General features: G+C 65.4%; 15 protein-coding genes. 5 read left to right on the top strand and 10 right to left on the bottom strand.

Translation table 11 applies throughout. The features are described from left to right. Nucleotides 1-86: 86 nt before the first annotated feature. The 3 genes from IP68_RS18800 to IP68_RS18790 are packed head-to-tail and all read right to left on the bottom strand — an operon-like array spanning nt 87 to nt 4,014. Nucleotides 87-1,466, bottom strand: coding sequence for a phenylacetate--CoA ligase family protein (locus tag IP68_RS18800; RefSeq protein ID WP_054136558.1), 1,380 nt, complete (start codon nt 1,464-1,466; stop codon nt 87-89). Then, complete coding sequence (locus tag IP68_RS18795; protein WP_082382500.1) at nt 1,463-2,839, bottom strand: MmgE/PrpD family protein; 1,377 nt, start codon at nt 2,837-2,839, stop codon at nt 1,463-1,465. The genes IP68_RS18800 and IP68_RS18795 overlap by 4 nt, the downstream gene beginning before the upstream one ends. Further along, complete coding sequence (locus IP68_RS18790; protein WP_054136557.1) at nt 2,836-4,014, bottom strand: MmgE/PrpD family protein; 1,179 nt, start codon at nt 4,012-4,014, stop codon at nt 2,836-2,838. The genes IP68_RS18795 and IP68_RS18790 overlap by 4 nt, the downstream gene beginning before the upstream one ends. A 110-nt stretch (nt 4,015-4,124) precedes the next feature. Here IP68_RS18790 and IP68_RS18785 point away from each other — a divergent pair, with 110 nt between their 5' ends. Next, the gene (locus IP68_RS18785; protein ID WP_054136556.1) at nt 4,125-4,940 is read left to right on the top strand and encodes a GntR family transcriptional regulator; all 816 of its coding nucleotides are present in this window, start codon (nt 4,125-4,127) and stop codon (nt 4,938-4,940) included. 8 nt (nt 4,941-4,948) lie between these two features. On the opposite strand, the gene IP68_RS18780 is transcribed toward IP68_RS18785, so the two are convergent. From IP68_RS18780 to IP68_RS18760, 5 genes are all read right to left on the bottom strand, one after another. After that, a complete protein-coding gene (locus IP68_RS18780) occupies nt 4,949-6,037 on the bottom strand; it encodes a CaiB/BaiF CoA-transferase family protein (protein WP_054136555.1) in 1,089 nt (362 codons plus the stop codon). Between the two features lie 3 nt (nt 6,038-6,040). Then, entirely contained in the window at nt 6,041-7,243 is a 1,203-nt protein-coding gene (locus tag IP68_RS18775; RefSeq protein ID WP_054136554.1) for a CaiB/BaiF CoA-transferase family protein, read from the bottom strand. 16 nt (nt 7,244-7,259) lie between these two features. Then, nucleotides 7,260-8,438 (bottom strand): acyl-CoA dehydrogenase family protein, encoded by a 1,179-nt coding sequence (locus tag IP68_RS18770; RefSeq protein ID WP_054136553.1) that lies wholly within the window; start codon nt 8,436-8,438, stop codon nt 7,260-7,262. Between the two features lie 77 nt (nt 8,439-8,515). Continuing rightward, nucleotides 8,516-9,025 carry a MaoC family dehydratase gene (locus tag IP68_RS18765; RefSeq protein WP_054136552.1) on the bottom strand — a complete coding sequence of 170 codons (510 nt, stop codon included), beginning with the start codon at nt 9,023-9,025 and terminating at the stop codon, nt 8,516-8,518. Next, complete coding sequence (locus tag IP68_RS18760) at nt 9,018-9,860, bottom strand: CoA ester lyase (protein ID WP_054136551.1); 843 nt, start codon at nt 9,858-9,860, stop codon at nt 9,018-9,020. Before IP68_RS18760 ends, IP68_RS18765 begins: the two co-directional genes overlap by 8 nt. Before the next feature lie 110 nt (nt 9,861-9,970). Here IP68_RS18760 and IP68_RS18755 point away from each other — a divergent pair, with 110 nt between their 5' ends. After that, nucleotides 9,971-10,879, top strand: a complete 909-nt coding sequence (locus tag IP68_RS18755; RefSeq protein WP_054136550.1) for a DUF1838 family protein — start codon at nt 9,971-9,973, stop codon at nt 10,877-10,879. Between the two features lie 130 nt (nt 10,880-11,009). Here IP68_RS18755 and IP68_RS18750 read toward each other — a convergent pair whose 3' ends face one another. Further along, complete coding sequence (locus tag IP68_RS18750) at nt 11,010-13,478, bottom strand: TonB-dependent receptor (protein ID WP_054136549.1); 2,469 nt, start codon at nt 13,476-13,478, stop codon at nt 11,010-11,012. A 161-nt stretch (nt 13,479-13,639) separates the two neighbouring features. After that, complete coding sequence (locus IP68_RS18745) at nt 13,640-14,323, bottom strand: hypothetical protein (protein WP_054136548.1); 684 nt, start codon at nt 14,321-14,323, stop codon at nt 13,640-13,642. Nucleotides 14,324-14,446: 123 nt separating this feature from the next. Here IP68_RS18745 and IP68_RS18740 point away from each other — a divergent pair, with 123 nt between their 5' ends. From IP68_RS18740 to IP68_RS18730, 3 genes are all read left to right on the top strand, one after another. Next, a complete protein-coding gene (locus tag IP68_RS18740; RefSeq protein ID WP_231684164.1) occupies nt 14,447-16,972 on the top strand; it encodes a TonB-dependent receptor in 2,526 nt (841 codons plus the stop codon). A gap of 119 nt (nt 16,973-17,091) precedes the next feature. Next, nucleotides 17,092-18,414, top strand: a complete 1,323-nt coding sequence (locus IP68_RS18735; protein ID WP_054136547.1) for an MFS transporter — start codon at nt 17,092-17,094, stop codon at nt 18,412-18,414. Beyond that, nucleotides 18,414-19,976 (top strand): FAD-binding oxidoreductase, encoded by a 1,563-nt coding sequence (locus tag IP68_RS18730; protein WP_054136546.1) that lies wholly within the window; start codon nt 18,414-18,416, stop codon nt 19,974-19,976. Before IP68_RS18735 ends, IP68_RS18730 begins: the two co-directional genes overlap by 1 nt. Nucleotides 19,977-19,980 lie beyond the last annotated feature (4 nt).

Raw genomic sequence — 19,980 nt, 5'->3', positions numbered from 1 at the left:
TAGGCGAGATGGAGCCGACAGTGGTGCTCGCATCCACCCACCCCCAGCCCCTCCCTGTCCAGGGAGGGGAGCAAGGTTGGCCGCCCTCATACCCCCCGCTCGTCGATCAGCCGGATCGGCTTTTGCCGCACATCGATCTGGGTCAGCGGGGCGGTGCCTCCGGGCGCGACCAGATCGACGCTGACCTCGACCCCCAGGCCGCGGCGCAGCAGTTCGGCGAGCGCGCTGGAGTCAGTGCCGCCGCGGCTTTCTAGAGTCACCGTCATGTCGTCGCGCTGTGTGGCGGCGTCGCGCACCAGGCGGCAGACGAACTCGCCGGTCAGGTCGGCGCGGTTCTCGATCAGCGCGCCGATGGCGTGCGGGAACACGTTGATGCCGCGCAACTTGACCATGTTGTCGCTGCGGCCCTTGAAGCCCGCGATGCGCTTGAACGCCATGCCGGTGGCGTTGGCGCCGGTGAGCTCGTGCGTGATGTCGTGCGTGTTGAAGCGGATGCAGGGGGCGACATCGTCCTTGAACAGACAGGTGACCACCATGTCGCCGGTCTCGCCGGGGGCAACCGGATGGCCGGTATCGATATCGAGCAATTCGAGATACTGCGCGTCCTCCCACACATACAGCCCGTCGCGCTCGGGGCCCTCGCCCGCGATCGAACCTGTATCGCCCACGCCATACCAGTCGAACGCCTTGGCCCCGCCCCAGGCCGCCTCGACCGAGGCGCGGTCCTCGGTGCCCAGATGCCCGCAGATCATGCGGATGTTGATCTGCTCCATCAGCTTTTCGGCAGCAGCAGTTTCGGCGAGCTTGCGGATGTAATCGACAAAGCCGACCAGCACGGTAACCCCGAAATCGGCCATCAGACCCACCTGATTGAGCGAGCGCGTCTCGATACCGGTGCCTGCCGACAGGAACAGCGAGTTGGTGAAATGGGTGACCGCCTCGCGGATGTAATGCCCCCCATTGATCATGCCATGGCCATAGACCGACTGGATGACGTCTGTGGGCTGGAGGCCCTGCCAGCGGTACATGCGGCCCACCAGCAGATTGGTGATCTCGCGCCCCTTGGGGCCGAACAGCAAGGCCTGCGGGCGTCCCGTGGTGCCCGAGGTTGTGTGGAAGATGGCAGGCGCGCGGCCTGGATCTCTGCTGTCGATCCCGGCGAAATCGCCGAACGGCGGGTGGTCGGCGATCGAGGCCATCAGGTCCGATTTGTCGTACACCGGCAGTTTGATGATGTCGGCGAGGCCCTTGATATCCCCCGGCTCGATCCCCGCATTGCCCCACAGCCGCCGGTAGAACGGGATCTGCCAGCCGCGCTGCATCAGGCGGCGGAACTGGCGGTCCTGGATGGCGAAAAGCTCGTCGCGGCTCATGCCGGTATAGCGCTGCGTGAACGCATCCCCGACCGGGTAATCGGCGAGCATCTGTTTCGCGTCAAAGGCTTCGAAATAGCTGGGGAAGGTCATGGGAGGACTGTTGCTCCTTTTCCGTTTGTCCCGAGCGCAGTCGAGGGACGTTGCGCCACGTCCCTCGACTGCGCTCGGGACAAACAGGTGGGGTTTGTGAAGTAGACAAGCGGATCGTCGAACAGCCGCGCATCGGGGACATCGCCTGCCAGCTCACGGGCGAGCGCACGCTTGGCGGCGGTGCCTGCCGCGGACAAAGGCGCATCGGGACTGCCCAAAGTGTGCGGAATCGCGCGCTCGATGGTGCTGCCATCGGCGAGGCGCACCACCAGAGCTTGCGGGAACAGCGCATTGGGATCGGGATTGCCGTCGACGGTGATGGTGAGCTTGCACGCGAGCGCCTGCAGCGCGGGGTCCGCCAGCGTTTCGGGCACGAACCGGCGCGGGTCGATGCGGCCATCGGTGATCATCAGCGCAGCGAGCATCGGCAGGCACAGCCGCGCATAAGCGGGTGTCATGTCCGCGCTTACCGGGCGGCCGACAAGCCGGGTGATCAGCGGCGGAACATGCGCCTCGATGGCTTCGACATGATCGGGATCGAGCTTGAGGTCTGCCAAAGTCCCCAGCACCGCATGGCTGGCGCGGCCTGAAGGATAGGGCTTCACGCTGATCTCGGCGATCCGCCAGATGCGGCCCAGCTCTCGGGTGTAGGTGCCAAGGTCGCCGGAATCGAACAGCGTGAAATATCCGAACGGCCCTTCGAGCGCATCATGCGGCCCGGTCAGCCCGGCCTTGACCAGATCGACCGCGGCAATGGCGGCGCGCGCGGCGTTGGCGATCTGCAGCGGCAGCGCGATCGAGCCTTCGACATGCGCCTGCATCGTGCCGGCGAGCGAGGAATAGGCAAGGCCCAGCACGTCCTCGAGGCGCTCCACCTTCTCGATCCGTGCCACCGCCAGCGCCGCGCCGATGCAGCCTGCGGTGGCGGGGCGGAAAAAGGTGAGCGGGCTGGTCGCGGCGAGCCCCAAGCCCGCAGCAATATCGACGCCCACCGCAAGCGCTGCCAGCGCGTCCTCGCGATCGCAGCCGCCCATCCGGTCGATGCTCGCGCCCAGTGCCGCAGTCACCACCGACAACGCGTGGACCACGGCGGGCTCGTGCACCGCATCCCATTCGAGGCAATGGATGGCAAAGCCGTTGACGAACGCGGCAGACGCAGCGGGCAGGCGTTCGGACGAACCGATCAGCCGCGCATCCTCGCCCTCACCCCAGCCGCGCGCTGCGGCCAGCACGGCCTCGGCCCCCGGAGCGGTGGATCCGGCGGCGCCCACCGCCAGCGTATCGCCCAGCAGGTGCAGCGCGGCGGCGCGCACATGCTCCGGCAGCGCATGATCGGCACGGACGAACGCCAGCAGGTCGCAGGTTGCACTCATGCCAGCCAGTCCTCGAGCAAGGCGAGCAGCGGGCCGATGCTGGTGCCGTGCAGCGCGATTTCGTGCGCCCGATCCGCCTCGACCGGCTTCAGCCCGCCCCATTGCACCAGCGAGCGCAGCTTTGCGCCGAGCATCTCGGGGCTCGCCGGGCGCTCGGGGTCGCCGCGCGTGTCCGCGAGCGTCATCTGGGCAGTGTCGCTGATCACCCGTGCGCCGAAATGTGCGGGGTAGACGCGCGTGAACTCCTCCGCCTCGCGCACGCTCACCTGTGCGCGCTTGTCGGCCAGGGCCGCGATCGCCTGCGCGGTGAAGTCCTCGGGACCCGCCTTGCGGCCATCGGCGATGACGGCAACAGCGTGCTGGATCGAGAATTTCGCGTCGAGCTCGGTCACCGGGTGCGGTCGGTCGCAAAAGCGGATCGCATCGGCATAGGTCTCAACGGCGACCGGAAGGTTCAGCTTGCCCGCCGCCTGCAGTTCGATCGCGCAATCGATCGCCGCATGCGCGTGGCGGCACGCCGCCCAGGGCTTGAAGCTGACCGCGTGGATCAGCCAGTCCGGGCCCAGTTCCATCGCCTTGGGATGCTCGACCATCGCGGCATATAGCCCCTGTTCGCCCTCCAGCGCCTGCACCGGCCCGGTCAGGCCGGCGCGGGCCAGCCGCGCCAGCCACAGGCCTTCGAGCGCAGCGCGCGCGGCATGCATCGCCTTGGTCATCACGTCCTCGTGGCGCATCCGCCAGAAGCCTCCGGTCACCGATGCCGCATTGCCCAGCGCCCATCCCGTTGCTTCGGTGTCGAGCGCGAAGATCGAGGCTGCCGCTGCCGCGCCGCCAAATCCGCCTGCGGTCGATGTCGGGTGGAAGTGCGCATAATGGTGCGCATCGAAGGTCGCGCCCACCGCGATCATCGCCTCATAGCCGCGCACCGCGCCATCGAGCAGGCTGTCCATGCCGCACTTTTCCTGCCGTGCGGCGGACAGCGCAGACGGCCAGATCACCGGACCCGGGTGGAGCAGGGCTGCGCGGTGGACATCGTCCATCTCGAGCACATTGCCGAGCAAGGCGGCGCGGGTGAGGATGTCGGGCTCGGCGGTCCGTGCCACGGCGGCGACCGGCGTAGCCCGCGCACCTGCGACGCACGCCAGCCAATCGAGCAGGTGCAGCCGGGCGCGCATGCGGTCGCTTTCATTTGGCGAACGGGCCAAATGTGCGCTAAGCCGCTGGGTGAGGCTCGCGGCGGTCATGTGCCCAATTCCCGAGCCCGCCACTGGAGCAGGAGCACGCGTTGAACAGCCCCGTTGAGGCGCCCGACACCCTGATGGAAAAGGTGCCTGAGAAAGGGGGCGACAAGCCCCGTTATCAGCAGCTTGCCGATGAACTTCGCGCGCTGATCCTGTCGGGCAAGCTTGCAGGCAGCAGCGGCTTTCCCACCGAAAGCGCGCTGTGTGCCGAATATGGCGTCAGCCGCTTCACCGTGCGCGAGGCGCTGCGGCGGCTGCAGAACGAGGGCCTGATCGCGCGCAGGCGGGGTTCGGGCACCGTGGTGCAACCGGCGGCCGCGCGCGGCGGTGCGCTGCACCAGCCGCTGTCGAACGTGGGCGAAATCCTGCAATATGCGCGCGATACCCGCATCGCCTACGACCATCTCGGGCTGCAATCCTTGCCCAAGGCGATCGCGGTGCAGATCGCGATGCCGGTCAGCGACAAGTGGTTCCGCTTCCGCGGGGTGCGCCGCCAGATTGCCGATGGCCAACCGATCGCGCTGACCGAGGCCTACGTCATCGCCGACCTCAAGCGCGCGGTCGAGGAAATCCTGCCCGCTGCCGATGCCGCCGACCAGACCATCAACCCGGGAAGCAACACTCTGTTCCAGTTCATCAGCAACGCGGCGGGTCTGTCGATGTCGCGGGTGACGCAGGATATCCAGGCCGTGCCCGCCAGCGCCGAAGTCGCCGCCGCGCTCGACATTCCGCGGCGCAGCGCATGCCTGCGCATCCTGCGCTGCTATCACGACCAGGACGGGCGGATGTTCGAAATGTCGGTCAGTCACCATCCCGGCGACCGCTTCGCCTATTCGATGCACATCGACGTCGAGGGGTAACGCTGCGCTCATTGCGTGGTCCCGAGCCCCGGCGCTTCCTCCGGTTGCCAGTCAGGCTCGCCCGCAAAGCGGATCGCGGGCGCGATCTGGTGCGCGCCGCCCGCTTCGACCAGCAGGCCGCGGGTGGTCACATGATCGCTGGCCAGCGCCTCGGCAAAATCGAGCACGGGGGAGAAGGCGACGTCCTTGTCCTCGAACCATGCGACCCATTCGTCGCGGCTGCGGCTGGCAAAGGTTGCGCGCAGAAAGGCGATCAGCGGCGCCTGCGCAGGTCCGGCATCGGCCTCGCCCAGCGGGATCAGGTCGGGCCTGTCCAGCGCGGTCAGCAGCACCTGCACGAATTTCATCTCGCGCCCGCCCAGCGCAATGTGGCGGCCATCGTGTGTGGCATAGACCTGATAGAAGCCTGCGCCGCCCAGCGAGCGCTGGGTGGCCGAGCGCGGCGAAGGTCCGCCTGCGATCGCGCTGCCGGCGATATGCGCGCACCAGGGCAGCAGGCTGTCGAACATCGCGATATCGACATAGTCGCCCCTGCCGGTGCGCTGCCGCCCGATCAGCGCCATCAGCACCGCCGACAGCCCGGTGAGGCCAGCGGCCATGTCGGCGGACGGGACGCCGGGGACGACGGGAGTGCCATCGGCTCCGTCATTGACCGCAAGAAAGCCCGACAGCGCCTGCACCGCCAGATCGTGCGCGGGATGATGCGCGAGCGGCCCAGCCTGGCCGAAAGCGGAGACCGAGCAATAGACGATAGCCGGGTTGATCGCGCTGACCGCGGGATAATCGAACCCCAGCCGCTGCATCACCCCGGGGCGGAAGCCCTCGACGAAGACATCGGCGGTCTTGATGAGTTCTGTCAGCCTGGCGCGGCCCGCGTCGCTCTTTAGGTCGATGACCTCGCTGCGCTTGCCGCGGTTGAGGTTGCGAAACCACACCGACTGGTCCTGCTCGAACGGCGCCATCTGGCGCGCAGGATCACCCGCCACAGGCTCGATCTTGATCACGTCCGCGCCCTGATCGGCCATCATCACCGTCAGCATCGGCCCCGGCAGGAACTGCGACAGGTCGATCACGGTGATGCCGGAAAGCTTGCCCATGGGTCAGACGATGCCGTCGCGTTTGAGCGCGGCGATGTCGTCCGCCGACAGGCCGATGCTGGCGAGCACGTCGTCATTGTCCGCGCCGAGCAGCGGCCCGGCGCGCGCGGGCAGCCGCTGGCCATCGACCCGGATCGGGCTGGCGAGCACGCGCAGCTCGGTGCGGTCGGGGTGCTCGACCTGCTGCATCATGCCGGTCTCCTGCAGGAACGGATTGTCCATCGCGCTGGCAAGGTCATGCACCGGCGCTACCGGCACCTTGCCCGAGAGCAGGTCGACCCAATGCTGGGTCGGCTGCGTGCCGAACACCGCATCGAGCACCTCCGTCAACACATCGCGATTGGCCAACCGGTCGGCGGGCTTGCGGAAGCGCGGATCATCCTTCAGATCGCTGCGGCCGATCGTATCGACGAGGATCGTCCAGAATTTGGGCAACTGCGCCATCACGAACATCCAGCCATCGGCGGAGCGGAACATCTGGCTCGGCGTGACCGACGGGTGCGCAGACCGCGGGGCGCGCGGGGTGACATCGGCCTCGTTCATGTACCACACGGCGGGATAGCTCATCTGGTGCGCGGCGGTGGAGAGCAGGTCGACATCGATGTCGCAGCCGGTGCCCGAACGCTGCGCATCGAGCATCGCGGCGAGCAGGCCGACCGTCATCTGTGTCCCGGTCATGAAATCGACGATCGACAGGCCAAAGCGCACCGGCGGGCCATCGGGTTCGCCGGTCAGCGACAGGAACCCGGCTTCGGCCTGCATGAGGTAATCATAGCCCGGCCATTTGGCGCGCGGGTTGTCGCGGCCATAAGCAGACAGATGCGCGCACACGATCGAGGGGTTGATGGGCCCCAGCGCGGCATAATCGAGCCCCAGCCTTGCTGGCAGGTCGCCGCGCAGATTATTGACCATCGCGTGCGATGTCGCGGCCAGATCGCGCAGGATCGCCCGCCCGCGCTCGCTCTGCAGATCGAGCGTCAGCGACTTCTTGTTGAGGTTGAAGGTCTGGAAATACAGGCTTTCGTTCTCGCGCAGGAAATGCGGCCCCACCGCGCGCGCGGTGTCGCCGCCCGGCTGTCCCGGCTTGTTCGGCGGCTCGATCTTGATGACCTCCGCGCCCATCTGCGCCAGGAACATCGTGCCATAGGGTCCGGCGCCATATTGCTCGGCGGACAAGATGCGATAACCGGTCAGCGGCAGCCTCATGCCAGTTGCTCCTCGCTCAAACCGGGTTCCGCTTCACCCATTGCTTGGAAATGATCATCCGCTGCATCTCGTTGGTGCCCTCGCCGATACACATCAGCAGCGCGTCGCGATAATAGCGCTCGATCTCGTATTCCTTGGAATAGGCATAGCCGCCATGGATGCGCATTGCCTCTTCCGAATTGCGGACCGCGGCTTCGGACGCGAAGTACTTCGCCATGCCGGCTTCCATGTCGCAGCGTTCGCCGCGGTCATAGGCTTCGGCGGCATCGAGCGTCAGCAGCCGGGCGGCGCGGGCGCGCGTCACCATCTCGCCGATCTTGAGCTGGATCGCCTGATGGTCGGCGATCGGCTTGCCCATGGTCTGGCGCAATTGCGCATATTCGGTGGCAAGGCGCAGCGATCCATCCGCCAGCCCGACACCGCGCGCGGCGACGTTGATGCGGCCCAGCTCGAGACCGCCAGTGGCCTGGAAGAAGCCCTGGCCCTCGACCCCGCCGATCAGGTTCTCGGCAGGCAGACGATAGTTGTCGAAGATCAGCTCGGCGCTGTCGATCGCCTTGTAGCCCAGCTTGTCGAACTTCTTGCCGACGGTGAAGCCTTCCTGCTTGGGGGCGATGAACAGGCTCATCCCCTTGTAGCGCGGGTCCGCCTTGGCGTCGGTCTTGACCAGCAGCGCAAAGCAGCTGCCCTTGATGGCGTTCGAAATCCAGGTCTTGGTGCCGTTGATGACATAGTGATCGCCATCGCGGACCGCCGTCGTGCGGATCGCCTGCAGGTCGGTGCCGGCATTGGGCTCGGTCAGCGCAAGCCCGCCGCGAATCTCGCCGCTGGCGAACTTGGGCAGCCATTTGGCCTTCTGCACCGGGGTGCCGAAACGCTCGACCGCGCACGCCATGATCAGGTGCGAGTTGAAGATGCCGGTGATCGCCATCCAGTACGACGAGATCCGCGCGACGATCTTGGCATAGGTCGTCGCAGGCAGGCCGAGGCCGCCATATTCCTGGCCGATGGTGGCGCCGAACAGCCCCATTTCGACCATCTGCGCGACCAGCTCCTCGGGCCAGATGTCGTTGTGGTCGTGGTGCATGACCACGGGCTTGACCTCACGTTCGATCCAGCGGTCGATGGCGTCGAGAAAGGCCGCCTCCTCATCCGCGTCGATCGTGCGCATCTCTTCTTTTGGCAGGCTTGCCATGTTCAATACTCCGTCCGCTACCCCTGCTCGCCGCCAACCATATGGCCGCGAGGATCATCATCCCTGTGCCCTGCGCGTCAATCGTCCGAAGGGCCAAATCCGCGCTTCCAGATCAGCATGGTGCGGCTGAAAGTGCATACCACATCGCCATGCTGGTTCCTGCCGACGGTCTTGACCGTGACGATCCCCTGTTCCGGGCGCGAGGAGGACTCGCGCTTGTCGAGTACTTCGCTCTCGGCGTAGAGCGTGTCGCCGGGAAACACAGGGTTCGTCAGGCGGATATTGTCCCAGCCCAGGTTCGCCACTGCCTTCTGGCTGACATCCGACACGCTCATTCCCACCATCAATGCAACGGTGAGCGGCGAGCAGACCAGAGGTTTGCCGAACTCGGTCTTCTTGGCATATTCGTAATCGAAATGCGCCGGATGGGTGTTCATCGTCAGCAGCGTGAACCACACATTGTCGGCATCGGTGATGGTGCGCCCGGGCCGGTGCTCATAGATATGCCCGACCACGAAATCCTCGTACGCGCGGCCGAAGGTCTCGCGAAAGCGGCCCGGTGCTACTTCCATGGCTCCATCACGCATCGATTGTCTCCTTTTCGTTCTTTTGGGCTTCACGGGCCACCATCGCGCGCATCCGCGCCACGATGGGGGCCTCCAGCATCTTTCCGTTGTGGCGAATTGCCATTCCGCCGGCGGCCTCATAGGCCGCGATCGCCTCGCGCGCCTCGGCAAGGGCTGCGGCATCCGCGCCGAACGCGGTGTTGATCGCATCGACCTGCGCCGGGTGGATCGCGGCCTTGGCGGCAAAGCCGAGGCTGCGCACCTTGCGGCATTCGTCGGCGAGCCCCGCCGCATCGTCGAGGCGGATGAAGGGAACGTCGATCGCGGGCACGCCGGCATCGGCGCAAGCCATGATGAACTGGCCGCGCGCGACGAGCAGCGGATCATAGGCCAGCTCGACCCCCAGCTGCGCGGAAAAGTCGCCGCCGCCGAACATCATCGCGGCTACCCCCGGCTGCGCAGCGATCCGGTGCGCGCGGTGCAGGCCGGCCACGGTCTCGACCAGCGGCACCAGCTGCGTGGCAGGATTGTCGAGCACGCGCGCAAGCTGCACGATCTCGCTTTCATGCTCGACCATCGGCACCAGCAGCAGCGCGGGGGCGTGGCCCGATTCGGCGAGCGCGATGATGTCCTTGAGGCCTGCGCGAGTCATCGTGCCGTTGATCCGCACTGCGACGCGGTGACGGTCGAGTTGCGGCAATGCTGCGAGAACCGAGTCGCGCGCGCTGTCCTTGTCTGCAGGCGCAACCGCATCTTCAAGGTCGATGCACACGCAATCGGCGGCGCTGCCCAGCGCCTTGGCAATGCGCTCGGGGCGCGAGCCAGGCACGAACAGGATACTGTTGGCAGCGAACATGATTTTTCCCGGAACCCCTTTGCCAGAATGCGATTTACCCCTTCACAATTTGTCCGGACAAATCTAAAGTCAAGAACAAATGGCAATAAACATGGAGGGACTTGGACATTATGCGTATCGGCACACTCACTCTGGCTGCCCTGCTGGCGGCAATTCCCTTGAGCGCCCCGGCTGAAGCCCGCACGCTCGACCCTGCCAAACCCGAAGACGCGCTGGAGATCATGAAGCGCACCCAGTGCGGCGTAAAGGACAACGTGCCCGCGGTATATCGCTGGGCCGGCAAGATCTTCAGCCGCCGCGATGGCGAGCCCGACAAGCACCTGTTCAACATGGAAGGGATGAACATCCGCCAGTGCGTGACGGTGACCGATGCCCAGCGCGGCACCGGCTATCGCATGGTCAGCCGCGAGATCACTTTGTATCTCGACCCCAAGACCGGCGAGGTGCTGCGCAACTGGCAGAACCCCTATACCGGCAAGACCGTCGAGGTGATGCACATCGCCAACGATCCGGTGAACTCGCGCCCCAGCTTCCCGATCGGCGCCGACGGCAAGCCCTATTCGATCGCGCTCACCCGCATGGGCGACATGCTGCTGATGGGCTTCGAGGCACCGCTCTATTACGTCAACCCGCTGGCGGGCGACTATCAGGACTATGTCGGCAACAAGTACCACGCGATGGAGATCTTCGATTTCTCGATGCCCGCATCGACGCTCGACACCAAGGTCGCCTCGGTCAACCCCACCGTAGCCTGGGTTCGCATTTCTGACTGGATGCCCTGGATGATGATGGAAGGCCGCCAGGGCCAGATGGTGTTCAACGCGATGGGGGTGAAGCTCAAGAGCTTCGACGAGCTGCCTGAGGTGATGAAGCAGGAAATCGCGACCTATTATCCCGAATACACCGCCGCCCCGCCGGTCGATGATGCCCGCCCCAATGAGACGACATGGACGGTGTTCAAGAAGAAGATCGACGCCAAGCGGGCGAAGGACGGCACCAAGCCTGCGGCATCGCACTGAGGCAAGTCAAAGCCCCTCCCCGTCCAGGGGAGCGGCTTGACTGACCAAAAAAGACCCCCGGAGCCTTGCGGTTCCGGGGGTTAATTGTGGCCCTCCCGGTTGAACGGGAGGGCGCAGGCGTTGCGGAAGATCAGAAGCTGGCGGTCAGGATGATGCCGATGCGCCGCGGCGGGCGAAGCCCTGCGATGAAGTTGCGGCGCAGGTCGGCATTGGCATCGGCATAGCGGATGATCTGCGCCACCGAATCCTCGTCGAACAGGTTGCGGGCATAGGCCATCACGCGGAAGCGGTCGCTCTGGAAGCCCAGCCGGGCATCGACCACCACCGATCCGCCGGTCTCGGCAAAGTTCAGCACCTGGTCGAAGCTGGTCGAGACCATGTTGACGTTGCTGCCGACGAAGAAGTCCCACTCGCTGCTGACCGGCCTGCGGTAATCGACATCGACGAACATGGTGTGCGCAGGCGCGCGCGGAACGCGCTTGCCGCGGATCGATCCGAATAGCGACTGGCAGCCTGCAATGTTGGGGAACTGGTCCCCGGTCGAGCAGTTGGCCAGCCGGTCGTCGATCAGATCGTTGATCAGGCCCAGATTCTCGTCGGTTCCGGCGGTGAACTTGGCGTTCACATAGCTGTAGTTGGCGGTGACGGTGAAATTGCGCACCGGCCGGATCAGCAGCTCGAGCTCGGCGCCGTTGACCCGCGCATCGCCGCCGTTGCGGGTCAGCGAGACCTGGTTGGGTGGCACAGAGACGTTCTGGGTGATCTGATAGCCCTTCACCTCGGTGTGATAGAGCGCAAGGTTCGCGGTCAGCTTGCCGTCGAAAAAGGTGTTCTTTGTGCCGATTTCATAGGTCTTGTTGTCTTCCGGATCGAAGGTCGGAAAGCCCGCCAGGATCGCCTGGTTGCTGTTGAAGCCGCCGGGCTTCTGGCCCTCGGCATAGACGGCATAGAACAGGTTGTCGCGCGAGGCCTGCCAGCTCAGCGTGAAGCGCGGGGTGAATTCCTTGAACGTCGCCTGCACCACGCGCGGGGCGGGCAGCGCCTGGCCGTTGTTGAAGGTGAAGGTGGTCTGGCGGATCTGCTCCTCGGCATAGCGGCCCTCTGCCGAGAACGAGAGGGTATCGGTGATGTCGAAGGTGGCCGAGCCGAAGATCGCCTTGTTCTCGATATCGAACTGATTGATGTTCCGCGATTCGGGCAGGTTGGCGGCGGTCACGTTGATCGGCGTGAAGATGCCGCAGGTTGGCAGCTGCGCGCACAAGGATGCGGTCGCCGCAGCCGAATTGGCCTGCGCCCGCGCCAGCGACCCCGGCGGCACTATGCGGGTGTCGCGCGAGACATCGCTCTGATCGAAATAATAGCCGCCCAGCATCAGCTGGATCCGCTCGCCCTCATAGGCAAGGCGCAGTTCCTGCGACCAGTCGTCGGTCACCTGGCGGTTGGAGAAGGTGAAATCCTGCACCGATGTTGCAAAGGCGGTGAATCGCGTGGTGCGCGGCGGAACGATGGGGGCAGGCGCAGGACCGGTCGCGCCATAAGCGAAAATCACCATGTTGAAGCTGTTGGGCGAATAATCGCCGTCGGTCTTGGTGTTGGCGGTGCGGCGGTTGTAGCCGGTGAGGCTGGTCAGCGTCAGCTCGTCGGTGAAGTCGAAATCCATCCGGAACGCTGCATTGAGCGTCTTGGACTCAAGCCCGACATTTTCCGGATCGACGAACTGGCGGCGGTAATCGGTGTTGACCTGCTGCGGCTGGATGGTGCCGCAGAAATAGCGGCTCTGGCCGCGATACAAAGCGCTGTTGTCGGGGAAGCAGTTGTTGGCGTTGGCCGGCTGCGCGAAGATCGCGGGCTGGCCATCGTCGAGGACGTTGTAGTTGGCGCGCAGCGAGGCGCGGAAGGGGCCGCCATTGTTGAACTGCAACAGCCCGAATCCCGAATAGCTCTGCTGCTTGCCGATCTTGGTGCCGTCAAAGGCGTTGCGGAAGGCGCCGGCATTGTCGAGCACCCGGCCGCCGAGCGCGATGCCCAGGCCTGGCGCCAGCGGTCCGCGGACATTGGCGGTCACCTCATAACGGTCATCCTCGGCGATGTCGGCCTGCACCCGGCCGGTCCAGGTATCGCCCGGCACCTTGGAGATGAGGTTGATCGCGCCCGAATAGGTGTTGCGGCCATACAGGGCCGATTGCGGGCCCTTGACCACTTCGAAGCGTTCGACCGTGTCGACGTCGTAATCGGCGAGCGAGCCCGAATAATAGATGCCGTCGATGAAGAAGGCGACGCCCGACTGGCCCAGAATGTTGGCCTGGCCGCGGATTACCGGGCGGTTGGCATCGCGGCCGAAAGTGTCGTCGAACACGAGGCCGGGGACGGTCTTGGCAATATCGGTGAGGTTGTCGAGGCCGAGCCGGTCGATCGCCGCAGCGGTGACCACCGAAACCGTGGTTGGCGCCTCCTGCAGCGTCTCTTCGGTCTTGCGCGCGGTCACGATGATCACATCGTCACTGGCCCCTCTGGCAGGGGCGGCTTCCTGCTGGGCCATGGCGGGCACGCTGGTGAGCGCGGAAACTGCGAGCAAGGACGCCTTGAACCTGTGTGTCATGTGAATCCCCCTAAAGTGGTTTTTTGTCTCCCTTAGGCGGTGCAGAACACCTCAAGATCGCCAAGTTGTCCAGACAAATTTTGTTCGCCAGGCGAATTGGCGGGTCTGTGTTGCTTGAATACGACACCGCCTGGCGCCCGGGCGGCACCCGGCGCGGCGTGCTAGAGGCCGGGCTTGACCGCTCCCAGCCACGAGGTGACGACGAGCAGGATGTAGATCGCCATGACCCAGATCCGGGTGCGGTCCATCGTCCGGCGCAGCGGGACTTCGGTGGCGTCGCTCGACCCTTCGGAAAGCAGCCGCATCAGCTGCGGACCGACCGGCTTGAACGACACATCGATGCCGATCGCGGCGACGAAGATCGCCCCGAACAACAGCGCCTTCCACGCGAGCCAGCCCGGCGCCAGCGGCGCGCCGGTGAGCAGCGACTGGGCGCCAAGCCACAGATAGAAGGCGGTGAGCGCGTATTTCAAGGCGTTCTCGTAGCGCCGGTCGCGCGCCGCGCGCGGGGTCTGGTCGTGGGCGTGCGCATCCCACACCAGCCACAGCCACACCCCGCCGATCACCCAGGCCGCCGCCAGCAGCGCAAACGGCAGATCCCACCATCCGCCCATCTTCAGGACGGAAAGCGAGACCGGCACCATCAACGCCCAGGCGCTGCGCGGGGTCATGTCGACCAGCACCAGCAGCTTGAGCAGCGCCAGCCTCTGGTCGAGCGAATAATCGTGCCGTTTGCGGAAATGCTGGCCCAGCAGGAACACGCCGACATCCGCCCCCAGCCACAACACGAACAGCAACAGATGCACATAGACCAGCGATGGGTACGCAATTTCAGACCATGCCAATGAGCGTCTCCCGCCAGAATCTTCCATAAAGCCGATTGACATTGCAGATTTGTCCGGACAATTTGCAAGAAAAAAATGAATGTCAGGCGGATCGATACCAACCGGCTTTCAGGGAGTTTCACGATGATCAATCTACGTTTGGCAACTGCTGCCTCAGCGATCGCGGTCGCACTTGCATCCCCGGCCTATGCCCAGAACGCCGATCAGGCAGGGACGAGCGAATCGGAAACCCAGCAGGGGTTGAGCGAGATCATCGTCACTGCCCAGCGCCGACAGGAAAGCGTGCAGGACGTGCCGATCGCGATCAGCGCGTTCACCGCCGACCAGCTGCGCGACCAGGGCGTGTCCAACACGCTGCAGCTGGGCCAGTATGTTCCCAACCTCGTGGCGCAGAACAACACCGGCATCGGTTCGGCCAACGCCTACTTCCTGCGCGGCCTTGGCTCGACCGAGACGATCGCGACCTTCGATCCGCCGGTCGGCACCTATGTCGACGACATCTACCTCTCGCGCCAGAACGCCAACAATCTTTCGCTGTTCGATGTCGCGCGGGTCGAGGTGCTGCGCGGGCCGCAGGGCACGCTGTTTGGCCGCAACACCACCGGCGGCGCGATCAACGTCATCATGGCAGAGCCCGGCGACACCATCGGCGGCTATGGCGAGGTCGGCTATGGCCGGTTCGACCGCAAGCTTGTGCGCGGATCGATCGATCTGCCGCTGGCGGACAGCTTCGCGGTCAAGCTGTCGGGCTACTGGCAGGATGACGATGGCTATGTGAAGAACGTCTCGACCGGCGATCGGCTGAACGATGACGACGGCTGGGGCGTCAGGCTGGGCATCCGCGGCGAGCTTGCCCCATGGGCCCGTTGGCGCGCGAGCTATGCGCATATGGTGTCGGAGGGCGAGAACATCCTCAACTTCACCTGCAACCCGGCCAACCCCGCCGATTGCAGCGGCCGTTTCGCCACCACCGGGCTGCGCGAGACCCCCGCATCGGCAACCCCTTATGCACCGCTGGCGATTTCGGGACGCAAGGCGGGCTATGGGCTGGGGCAGCAGGCGGTGACCGACCTCATCACCTCGAACCTGGCGTTCGACATCGCCGACAACACCACGCTCAGCCTGATCACCGGCTATGTCAGCCTGACCCAGCAGTTCGCGCTCGACTTCTTCGATGGCCGCGGCGGCCCCTCGGTGAGCGTGCCGTTCCCGACCGTCCAGCGTTATGCGCGCGGCGGCTTCACCATCCTCAACGACGGCCAGCACCAGCAGTTCACCCAGGAAATCAAGCTCGACGGCAGCTTCGGCAACGGGCTGGTCGATTATGTCGCGGGCTTCTTCTACATCGACGAGCGCAACCGCACCGATCTGGGGGACGTGTTCTCGATCTCGCCTGCGGTCTCGCTGCTGCTGGGCGATCGCATCATCCGCAATACCACCAAGGCCTATGCCGGTTACGCCCAGGCCGATTTCAACATCACCGATCAGCTCAAGCTGACCGCAGGCGTGCGCTATACCGACGAGACCAAGAACGTGTCGATCGCCGACAACCGCGCCTCGTGCAACGACGGCACGGTCGAGGCGACGTGCATGGCCAATGTCAACCTGCGCGCGGCCAATGGCGTGGCCATCCCGCGCAGCCAGAACGTCAAGATATGGACGCCGCGCTTTGCGCTCAACTACAAGCCCAGCGACGACATCCTGCTGTTCGCCTCGGCGACCAAGGGCTTCAAGTCGGGCGGCTGGAACGCGCGTGCCACCGCGCCCAGCCAGTTCCTGCCCTTCGACGAGGAACGGGTGTGGAGCTATGAGGCTGGCTTCAAGAGCGAGTTCTTCGACAACAAGGTGCGCGCCAACGTCACCGCGTTCTGGATGGATGTCAGCGACCTGCAGATCCTCGCCGGTCTGCTCAACCCGGCCACCGGGGCGATCACCTTCCTCACCCGCAACTTTGCCGATTACCGCAACAAGGGCATCGAGGCCGAGCTAACCGTAGCCCCGGTCACCGGGCTGACGCTCTATGCCAATGTCGGCTATCAGGACGATAATTACCGCGTTCCCAACGCCCCCGCCGGAAACGATGCGTTCGGCATCCAGAACGTCCAGGCGCAGCTTGCGGCGTGCCGGGCGCAGCTGGCGGCGGGGCAGATTCCCGCCAGCGCCAACTCTGCGCCGGCCGGAACCCCGGTCAACAACGCGCCTGCCTGCGCCGCCGGGATCGTCACCGCCAACGGCACCATCGCAACCCCGGTGCGCACGCCCGACTGGTCGCTGGCGCTGGGCGGCAGCTACAAGGCGCCGCTGGGCGACAGCGGGCTGACCTTGGTCCCCTCGGTCAACGCCAGCTATCGTTCGCGCCAGGAAGTCGCGATCGCCAACCTGTCGATCTACAACCAGGCGGTCACCCGCGGTGGCCGCACCACGCCTGCCAACCCGTTCGGCGATGGCGCGTTCATCACCGGATCGGAAAGCCCGGCGGCCTGGCTGATCAATGCGGGGCTCGCGCTCAACGGGCCCGAGGATCGCTGGCAGCTCGCGGTGGAGTGCACCAACTGCTTCAACGAGGAGTTCATTCAGTCCTCGCTGTCGAACTACAGCTATCTCAACCAACCGATGATGTGGACGGTGCGTGCGCGTTACAATTTCTAGGCCCTCGTTTTGGCCGTCTGGCGGATGGAGCATCGCGTGTCCGCACGCGATGCTCGCCGTTCGCCTAGGCTCGAATTCCATGATAGCCTTCGGGCAAAGCGACGGACGGGAGCACGGCGTTGGCAACTAAGGCAGACGATCTGGCCACAGGCGGCGCCCCCCATTCCGGCGCTCCTGCTGCGCGCGGCGAATTCGCGCTGGGCTGGAAGGTGCTGTTTGCCGGTGTCATCGGGGTCGCCTGCGGCGCCTCGCCGATTCCGTTCAACGTCATCGGCTTCACCATTGCGCCGCTGACCCAGGAATTCGGCTGGACCACCACCCAGATCCTCACCCCGATCACGATCTTTGGTGTCGTGGCAGCGCTGCTCGCGCCGGTGTTCGGCTGGCTGGCCGATACCTATGGCGTGCGGCGGATTGCCTTGTGGTCGCTGTTCGGCTTCGGCGTCACCTTTGCCGCGCTGGCGCTGACCCCACCGGTGTTGTGGGCCTATTATCTTCTGTGGCTGCTGGTCGGGCTGGTCGGCATCGGGTCGACCCCGGTGACGTGGAGTCGCGCGATCAACATGTGGTTCTACAAGAGCCGCGGGCTGGCGCTGGGGCTGTTGCTGCTGGGCACCAGCCTTGCAGCGCTCACCGTCCCCAAGCTCGCGGTCTGGGCAATCGAGGCGCATGGCTGGCGCGCGATGTTTGGCATAGTGGGCATGCTGCCTTTGCTTGTGGCGCTGCCGGTGTGCATCTGGCTGTTCCGCGAGCCCCGGCCGGAGGAGCAGCCGCAGGGAATCAAGTCGGCCAGCGGCGGCCTGACTGGCGTGACGCTGGGCGAGGCGCTGCGCGACTATCGCTTCTGGCTGATCTGGGCATCGATCCTGTTCATCGCGCTCACGTTCGGCGGCGCATTCATCAACATGCCCGCGATGCTCGCCGACCGGGGCATTCCGGCGCAGGGCGCGGCCTCGGTGATGGGGATCCTGGGGCTGGGCATATTGAGCGGGCGGATCATCACCGGGCTGCTGCTTGACCGCTTCTGGGCGGGGTTCGTGGCGTTTCCGCTGCTGTGCCTGCCCGCGCTGTCGAGCTGGATCCTGCTCGACCCCGCGCCCGGCTTCACGCTGGCGGCGCTCGCAGGCTTCCTGCTGGGGTTTGCCGCAGGCGCCGAGAGCGATCTGATCGCGTACCTCACCGGCCGCTATTTCGGCATGGCGCATTACGGCAAGATCTACGGCATGCTCTACATGCCGTTCGGCGTGTTCTCGGCGATCTCGCCGATCATCTATTCCTCGGTGCGCGATTCGACCGGCAGCTATGACCAGATCCTGTTTATCGCGATCTTCGGATACATCATCGGCGGCGCGCTGCTGATGCTGCTGGGTCGCTATCCGGTGCTGAGCGAGGCCTCGGCGGGGATTGCGCCGAAAGCCACCCCTGAGACGGAGACTGCGTGATGGCAAACATGGTTGAAACCGGCACGGGCGCGGTCGATGCGTTGACGGCTGCCGCCGGCGCAGACGCAGTGCTGACCGACGCTGCGACGCGCGATTTCTTTGCGCACGACGTCTATTCCACCGGGCGGCAGCCGCTAGCGGTGCTGCGCCCGGCGACGGTCGAGCATTTGGCGCGCGGCGTGGCGGCGGCGACGGGCCAGGGCCTTGCCATCGTCCCGCGCGGCGGCGGGATGAGCTATACCGGCGGCTATGTCTATTCGGATGGCGATTTCGTGCTGGTCGATACCTCCGCGCTCGATGCCGTCATCGCCATCAACCCTGTCGACATGACCGTGACGGTGGAGGCGGGCTGCACCTGGGCCAAGCTGCACGATACGCTCAAACCCATGGGCCTGCGCTGCCCGAGCTGGGGCACGCTTTCGGGTCTGCGCGCGGCGGTCGGCGGGGGAATGAGCCAGAACGGCACCTTCTGGGGCGCACGCAACGGATCGGTGGTCGACAGCGCCTTGTGCTTCGACGTCGTGCTCGCCGATGGCCGTATCATCAGCACCGGCAGCGATTTCTTCCGACCCTTTGGTCCCGACCTCACCGGGTTGTTTGCCGCCGACACCGGCGCGTTCGGGGTAAAGGCGCGGGTGACGCTGCGGCTGGTGCGCGAGGCGACCGCCTTTGCCTATGGCTCGTTCTCGCTGCCCGATCACGCAGGCTTGCTGGGATCCATGAGCGAGATCGCGCGCGAGGGGCTGGCTGCGGAAAGCTTCGCCTTCGATCCCTATCTGCAATCGCAGCGGATGAAGCGCGACAGCCTGGCCAAGGACGCCAAGTCGCTGCTCAACATGATGAAGTCGCAGGGCTCTGCCTGGAAAGCGCTCAAGGAAGGCGCCAAGGTTGTCACCGCCGGGCGCTCGTTCCTGAAGGACGTGCCGTTCTCGCTGCACACCATCGCCGAGGGGCGCCACAGCCAAGCGGTCGATGCCGAGATGGCCGAGATCGGGAAGATCATCGCCGCTTATGGCGGCACGGCAATCGAGAACTCGATCCCCAAGATCCTGCGCGCCAACCCGTTCCCGCCGCCCAATTCGATGCTCGGCCCCGATGGCGAGCGCTGGGTCCCGGTGCACGGCTTTCTGCCGCACTCGCGGCTGGTCGAGGCCTGGGAGCGGATCGAGGCGCTGTATGCCGAGAACGCCGAGGCCATGACCCGGCTCGATGTCAATGCGGGCGCGATGCTGGCCGCGGTCAGCCGCTCGGCCTGCCTGATCGAGCCGGTGTTCTTCTGGCCCGATGCGATGAACCCGCTGCACCGCGCGGCGGTCGAGCCCGATCACCTCAAAAAGCTCAAGGGCTTTCCCGAAGGCCTCGAGGCGCGCGCGCTGGTGGCGGAGCTGCGTGCAGGGATCATCGCGATCTTCCGCTCGCTCGAGGCCACGCATCTGCAGATCGCGCGCACCTATCCGCTGAAGGCCTCGCTTGATCCTGCCGCATGGGATATTCTCAGCGCCCTGAAGCGGGCGGTGGACCCCAAGGGGTTGATGAACCCGGGGAGCCTGGGACTGGAATGAACGC

Origin of the sequence: Blastomonas sp. AAP25, from assembly GCF_001295965.1 — a bacterium.
Taxonomy (GTDB): domain Bacteria; phylum Pseudomonadota; class Alphaproteobacteria; order Sphingomonadales; family Sphingomonadaceae; genus Blastomonas; species Blastomonas fulva.
Note: the sequence above shows the minus strand (reverse complement) of the source record. Positions and strands in the feature narration are given on the sequence as shown.